The organism is Schlesneria sp. (assembly GCF_036405755.1).
Classification (GTDB): domain Bacteria; phylum Planctomycetota; class Planctomycetia; order Planctomycetales; family Planctomycetaceae; genus Schlesneria; species Schlesneria sphaerica.
The window spans coordinates 1-7,366 of record NZ_DASWWZ010000312.1 but is presented as its reverse complement, the minus strand read 5'-3'; the positions used below and the strand labels follow the sequence as shown (position 1 = coordinate 7,366).

Here is a 7,366-nt window from a genome sequence, read left to right as displayed (position 1 = left end):
GTCGCGTACGTCCTCGAGAAATTTGGTGTGAAAGACATTCGGATTGTGGACGGCGGTCTTCCCGCCTGGCAGCAGGCGAAACTGCCAGTCACGCAGGAATATTTCGGCAACCCGTCAGGTATTCTTCCTGAGAAGGGAGTCCCCGAAATTGGCGTGACTGTTGAGGAGGTCATGCGATTGAACAATCAGACCGGAACGATTCTCGTCGACGCGAGACCACCCAATGAGTACCTCGGCGATGACGACGTGTGGTTGCGAAAAGGACATATTCCCGGTGCCGTCAGTTTCCACTGGGCTCGTCTGATGGATTCCGACAACACTCATCAATTTCTGCCGTTCGAGAAGGTGAAATCGAACCTCGAAGCTGCAGGAGTCACCCCTGACAAGGACGTCATTGTCTATTGTGGAACCTCGCGTGAGGGAAGTCTGTTGCGGTTCTATCTGAAGCACGTTGCGAAGTACCCCCGTGTCCGTCTTTATGAGGGATCGTGGAAGGAGTATTCCTCGCTGAAGCACCTGGAAGCCGAGACTAAACCCAATCCGGTTCGTTGAGGTTCCTGTCGTGCTCATTCTGATTCTTGTACTGGCTGTTGGTTTCGTCGCTTTTACAAACGGGGCGAATGCCAATTTCAAGGGCGTGGCGTCGTTGTACGGTAGCGGTACAACGACCTTACGCACCGCTCTGTGGTGGGGAACGGCAACGACATTTGCCGGCTCCATCGCAGCTGCCTTTATTGCGGAAGGCTTGCTCAAAAAATTTAGCGGTCGAGGCATCGTTCCGGACACGTTAATCGAGTCGCCCGAGTTTCTTGCCGCCGTCGCTATCGGAGCGGCACTCACCAGCTTCTTCGCGACGCGACTGGGTTTCCCCGTCTCCACGACGCATGCACTGGTCGGAGCACTCATGGGAGCGGGACTGGCGGGAAACGGCACGGAAGTCCATTTCGAGGCCCTCGGAAAGAACTTTTTGTTTCCACTTTTTTTCAGTCCTGCTGTCGCAGCATTGCTGGGGGGAGTTTCGTATCTCATTTTAAAATGCCTCCGTCTCGCGCCCGATCATCGGACGCGAACCCTGGACGTCCTGCATTATCTCAGCGCCGGTGCAGCCAGCTTTGCGCGAGGACTCAACGATACGCCCAAAATGGCCGCACTGCTTTTGACCGTTCCTCATCTGGACATGCGCTGGGGCTATCTAGCGGTCGCAGTCATGATTGCGCTGGGAGGGTTGCTCGACGCGGACAAGGTGGCGGAAACGTTGGGGAAAAAGGTGACGGCTATGAATCCCGGTCAGGGCTTCGCTGCCTCGCTGGTTACTGCGGGCCTGGTCACGACGGCAAGTTTCCACAGCTTGCCAGTGAGTACGACGCATGTCAGTGTCGGGTCGTTGCTGGGGATCGGTGTAGTGACTCGACAGGCCCACTGGCGCAAGGTGGTGGAAATCCTTGTCGCCTGGGTCAGCACGGTCCCCTGCGGAGCCCTCCTCGCGGCTATTGCTTACTTGATGATCTCTCGCGTCTAGGCGAGCGGTGGGCAGACGTGCTTTTATTTGTCTTTCGGCAGCGGCGTGTCGGTATGTTGTTATGCAGCTTTAAATCTATGTCCTTTTTTCTGCTTTCTTCTCGCAATAGAATGGCGTTCCGTGGCCACTTCAATTTCACCTGGCAGGAAGAATGCAATGTCAGTCATCAATGCATGGGTCGGTAAGTCAGCGGGGCAGAAGTTCGTTCGCGAACAGATCGATCTCGGCCCAATCGGGGCCGAAGAGGTTGAAGTTCAAGTCGAAAACTGTGGAATCTGTCATTCTGACCTCTCAGTTTTGAATGATGAATGGGGGATGTCGCGATATCCGGCGATCCTGGGGCACGAAGTCATCGGTCGTGTCGTTGAAGTCGGTTCGGCGGCCAAAGGACTGAAAGTGGGGCAGCACGTTGGCATCGGCTGGAATGCCGGAAGCTGTCAGCACTGCCGATCATGCAAGTCGGGTTCACATCATCTTTGTGCAGAAGCTCAGCCAACGATCATCGGCCACTATGGCGGTTTTGCGAGTCGAGTCCGGTCGCACTGGTCTTGGGCAATTCCCTTGCCGGAAGGGCTCGATTCAAAAGAAGCGGGCCCCTTACTTTGCGGAGGTATCACTGTCTTCAATCCCTTGGCGATGTATGCCAAGCCCACTTCTCGTGTCGGCGTGGTCGGCATTGGCGGGCTGGGGCATCTGGGGCTGAAGTTTGCCAAGGCGTATGGTTGCCACGTGACGGCTTTCACATCCAATGAAAGCAAGTTCGACGAGGCCCGCGGATTCGGTGCCCACCAGGTGGTCTCCAGTCGCGACGCCGCTGGCATCCAGAAATTAGCCGGAACGCTCGATCTGCTGATCATCACGACCAACGTTCCTCTGGACTGGGACAGCCTTATCGGAACGTTGGGCCCGAATGGCCGGATGCATTTCGTGGGCGCCATCCAGCAACCGGTTCCGGTCTCGGCCATTCGCTTGATCTTCGGACAGCAGCAGGTTTCTGGCTCCCCGACAGGTTCGCCAGTGGCGATCGAAAATATGCTCGAGTTTGCGGCTCGCCATAGTATCACTCCGCAGACGGAACATTTCCCGATGGCCCAGATCAATGAAGCGTTCGACAGACTGAAAGCAGGTAAGGCACGGTATCGCATCGTGCTGGACGCCGATTTCTGATGAATCGCTTTTTTGACCAAGGTCGGGTTCCTTCGCAGTGTTGTTTCGACGGAATCGTATTTTGACAGGCCTGCGAATTCGGGTAGTGTGCTTCCGGTCAGCGCTGACACGAAGGCTCTGCAGCTTCGGAACTTGCCTAGACGTTCGAGATGCCGTTTCCCGGTTGTACTGCGCTCGTACAACCGAATCTGGCGAAGGATCTCACGGGGAATCGGCGACGGCTTCGGGCTTCGTTGATCTGCTCATCCGATTGGGGTGAACCCATTCGATCAACGTTGCATCGTGGACAGCCTGGATCGACGTCCCCCCGCCTGTACTTCATTCAGACTCCCGTTTTACCCTGAACCGTAAGTGGCGAATCACCGGCTGACGGCGTGGTGAGGATTTGCGCATTCCCTTGTTTTCGATAGAATTGGGTCTCTCTCCTTAGTTGGATTGTCAATCGATCGAAGGCTCATGAACCGGGCCTGCGGCACTGCGAGAACACTCGAATGAACCGACCCAGGCATACCCGGAACCGCTGTCGTCTGCCTGCTGACTTTCGTTTGGCCCGCCCTGCATTGGTTGTCGGAATCCTCATCTTGACGCTCCGTGGTGCTGTCCTCTTGGGCGCAGATGCAGAGTCTGAACAAGTTGATTTCGTTCGCGATATTCAGCCAATCCTTGCTGCACGATGTATTGATTGTCACGGCGAAAAGTCCTCTAAAAGCGGTCTTCGCCTGGATGTGAAATCGACGGCGCTGGCAGGAGGAGATTCCGGAACGGTCCTCGTTCCAGGTGAGAGTTCCCGCAGCCCGTTGCTCGAGCGAATCCGCAGCACGGAGGCCGACCGGATGCCTCCGGAAGGTGACCCGCTTTCTCCGGCGGAAATTGAACTGATCCAACGCTGGATCGATCAGGGAGCAGCTTGGCCGGATGGCGTGGACAAGGCAAAACTGGCTGACAAGTACGACTGGTGGTCGCTGAAGCCGCTCGTCCGTCCCGGGATTCCGTCCGCTGGCCAGCAGGCCCGTTTCAGTTCGCCGATTGATGCGTTCATCGTCGCCCGGCTGCAGCAAATGGAGCTGCAGCTTTCGCCTGAAGCAGATCGCCGCACACTGGCGCGACGCCTTTATTTTGATTTGACTGGGTTGCCTCCTGACCCCGACGATGTGGATGCATTCGTTGCTGATACGGATCCGAACGCCTACGAAAATCTGGTTGACCGGTTGCTGGCTTCTCCGCACTACGGCGAACGCTGGGCCCGGCACTGGCTGGATGTCGTGCACTACGGTGATACCCATGGCTACGACAAAGACAAACCCCGTCCCAACGCATGGCCGTATCGCGACTACGTCGTTCGTGCTTTCAATACGGATAAGCCGTATACGCAGTTCATTCATGAGCAGCTCGCCGGCGATGTGCAGGCCCCGTTTGAGGCCGATGCTGTGACAGCCACAGGGTTCATCGCCGCGGGACCGTGGGACTTTATCGGCCACGCCGAAGTCCCGGAAAGCAAAACCGACGGCATGATCGCGCGAATGCTCGATCGCGATGATATGGTCTCGAACGCGTGCAATACATTTCTCAGCCTGACAGTGCAGTGTGCCCGCTGTCATAACCACAAATTCGACCCTGTCGTGCAGGAAGACTACTATCGCCTGCAGGCGATTTTCGCGGCCCTCGATCGAGCCGACCGGGCGTACGACATTGATCCCCATGTCGCCGGAAAACGGTCTGAACTTCAGGCTCGCCAAATTGCTGCGAGAACTCAGCTTCGTCAGCTGGAAGCGAATGTGAAGGAACTTGGCGGAGATGAACTGGCACAGCTCGATGCACAGATTGCGGCGATGAGCCAGCCTGCCACGCATCCCCTCGCGGCTCAGTTCGGCTATCACAGCCAGATTGAATCGACTGCGGATCAGGCGAAATGGGTTCAGGTTGATCTGGGGCAATCCGAATCGATCATTGAAGTACGAATCGTTGGCTGTCACGATGACTTCAATAACATCGGTGCGGGATTCGGCTTCCCCCTGCGACTGAAAATTGAAGTCAGCGATGACGAATCTTTCTCCGGGTCTGTCATCTGTGTTCGAGACCACACACAGGGTGACCTGAAGAATCCAGGCGTCACACCGCTGCGAGTGACCTTCCCCGAAGTGCAGGGGCGATTCGTCCGGGTGACGGCGACACGGCTTGCAGAACGTCAGAATGACTTCATCTTTGCGCTGGCGGAATTGAGTGTCTTCGACGGGACGGGAGCCAATCTGGCTCAAGGCAAACCGGTGCGGGCAGTCGATTCCATCGAAGCACCTCCACGCTGGCAAAAATCCAATCTGGTCGATGGCTATTTTGTGGGTGTGGAGTCCTCGCACGAGAGTTCTCTGGCAGAACTCACTCAGCGCCGGGAAGAATTGCTGAAGAGTAAGGTTGATTCGTTGACGCGGAAGCGACTCTCGGACGTTCAACAGGAACTGGCTGAGACGACCGCTCAACTCGCCCGGCTGCCCGCGCCGCATCAGGTTTATTCGGGGATGGTCTATTCGGGAAGCGGGACGTTTACGGGGACCGGACCGTCAGGCGGGAAGCCACGCCCGATCCACGTGCTGGCCCGTGGTGATGTTCGTAAACCCCTGAAAGAGGTCGTTCCCGGAGTCGTCCCGCTTCGTCAGGATCAACCGGGAGAATTGGTCCTGCCCCAAGATCATTCCGAAGGTCAGCGGCGGGTTGCGTTCGCCCGGTGGATAACAGCGAATGAAAATCCGCTCACCTGGAGATCAATCGTCAATCGCGTTTGGCTCTATCATTTTGGACGGGGAATCGTCGATTCTCCCAATGATTTCGGACGCATGGGCCAGCTTCCATCTCACCCGGAACTTCTTGACTGGCTGGCTGTCGAATTTCGGGATGGGGGACAGAGTTTCAAGCGATTGCATCGGCTCATCCTGTGTAGCGCCACGTATCGACAGAGCAGTGGACTTGATCAAGGGGACTCTCAGCCGACCTCTGCTACGCACCCCGGCGCTACGGAACCGGTGAACCCTGCGGCGGTGGATGCCAGCAACATCTACCTCTGGCGAATGAACCGGCGCCGACTGGAGGCGGAATCGGTTCGAGACGCGGTATTGCACATTTCGGGCAAGCTGAATCCTCATCTGGGGGGACCTGCCTTTCAGGACTTTGTCGTCGAAAAGCCCGAACATTCGCCTCACTATGAATATCAGCTTCATGATGCAGAAGATCCCAGGATTCATCGGCGTTCGGTTTACCGTTTTCTGGTTCGTTCCCAGCCCCAACCCTTCATGACGACACTGGATTGCGCCGATCCATCGATGAGTGTCGACAAACGGAACGAAACCGTCACCGCCCTTCAGGCACTTGCCATGTGGAACAACCGCCTGATGCTGACGATGGAAAAGTATATGGCACAACGCGTGGCCAGCGAGCAGCACGACCTGACAGGGCAGGTCCGGACGGCGTTTCGACTGGCACTTTCCCGTTCGCCAACTCCAACGGAACTCGACGAACTGGTCACCTATACGGAATCGCACGGATTGGACAGTCTCTGTCGCGTCCTCATGAATCTCAACGAGTTTGTTTTTATCGATTAACGCCGATCAAAATCAGGTCACTTTTTTCGATCATTCTCCAACACTCTGCGTCACAAGTTCGTAGTCACAGCGGAGGATGACTGATTGCGAAACACAATGACGCAACCGGACAACAGTCTTTCCGGACTGGAAGACGCCGCCAGTGCGACTCAAGAGTCGCGGCTGGTGGAAGAGGCGCGCCGTGGGAGTCAGTCCGCATTCGGTGAACTGGTTACTCGCTACGAAAGAAGGCTGATTCGGGTCATTTTGCAATTTGTCAAAAGTCAGGAACTGGCAGAAGACCTGGCTCAGGAATCCTTCCTGAAGGCCTATCAGCGATTGGCTCAGTTCGACCCCGCTCGGCGCTTCGGTCCGTGGTTGTTTCGAATCGGTGTGAATCAGACATTAGATTACCTCCGCCGGCGAAAGCGGCGCGGGTGGTGGTTGCTGTTTTCCGAGCGAGGGACGGAACGAGATCCCGATCCTGCCGTTGCTGATCCGCGGCAGCAGCTGGATCTCGAACAGGAAGTCGCTGCGATCCTGGATCAGATTCCGGAAAACTACCGGATCGTTCTGATGCTGCGAGAATTGCAAAACTTTTCCACTTCGGAAATTGCAACGATACTGGAACGTAAGGAAGCGACTGTCCGCTGGAGGTTGGCTGAGGCCCGCGCACTGTTTCACGACTTGTGGGTCAAACGACGGGACGGGCAGGGTGGAGATGCGAACGCTGCTGAAGGACTTCGCCCACCAGTGGAGGGCGGCATTCAGACGGTGAATCGCTCGGAAAAACAAGACAAATTTGACGGTAAAGAATTGCCAGGTGCATTCGATCCCCCTCCGAAATCCGGGGGGCAGAAACGACGAAAGGGTAAGGAATAATGGATTGTCGGCGTGCAAAAGAACTGCTTTCCCTTTGGGTAGGTCAGGACCTGCCTGATGCGGCGAGTAATGCCGATGTCGCCAGTCATTTAACGCAATGTCGGGATTGCGACCGGCACTTGAAGAGTTTGCAGGCGAGTATGGACGTGCTGCAGGCGTGTTCATCTCAGGCACGTGTCCCCGAATCCCGATCTGCCAGTCTGTGGCCGGGACTGGTCACAAAAATCTC

General features: G+C 56.3%; 6 protein-coding genes. All 6 read left to right on the top strand.

Annotation, left to right across the window (positions count from 1 at the left end):
* Window positions 1–552, top strand: a 552-nt coding sequence (locus tag VGE80_RS10855) for a sulfurtransferase (protein WP_440592680.1), incomplete at its 5' end; no start/stop codon positions are given.
* Window positions 553–562: 10 nt separating this feature from the next.
* On the top strand, window positions 563–1,519 hold the full coding sequence (locus tag VGE80_RS10850) for an anion permease (protein ID WP_440592679.1): 957 nt from the start codon (window positions 563–565) through the stop codon (window positions 1,517–1,519).
* Between the two features lie 156 nt (window positions 1,520–1,675).
* Window positions 1,676–2,686, top strand: a complete 1,011-nt coding sequence (ahr, locus tag VGE80_RS10845) for an NADPH-dependent aldehyde reductase Ahr (RefSeq protein ID WP_440592678.1) — start codon at window positions 1,676–1,678, stop codon at window positions 2,684–2,686.
* A 491-nt stretch (window positions 2,687–3,177) separates the two neighbouring features.
* Window positions 3,178–6,276 carry a DUF1553 domain-containing protein gene (locus VGE80_RS10840; protein WP_440592677.1) on the top strand — a complete coding sequence of 1,033 codons (3,099 nt, stop codon included), beginning with the start codon at window positions 3,178–3,180 and terminating at the stop codon, window positions 6,274–6,276.
* Window positions 6,277–6,360: 84 nt separating this feature from the next.
* A complete protein-coding gene (locus VGE80_RS10835; RefSeq protein WP_397570601.1) occupies window positions 6,361–7,137 on the top strand; it encodes an RNA polymerase sigma factor in 777 nt (258 codons plus the stop codon).
* A partial coding sequence (locus VGE80_RS10830; protein ID WP_440592676.1) for an anti-sigma factor family protein occupies window positions 7,137–7,366 on the top strand: 230 nt, incomplete at its 3' end. The genes VGE80_RS10835 and VGE80_RS10830, both read left to right, overlap by 1 nt.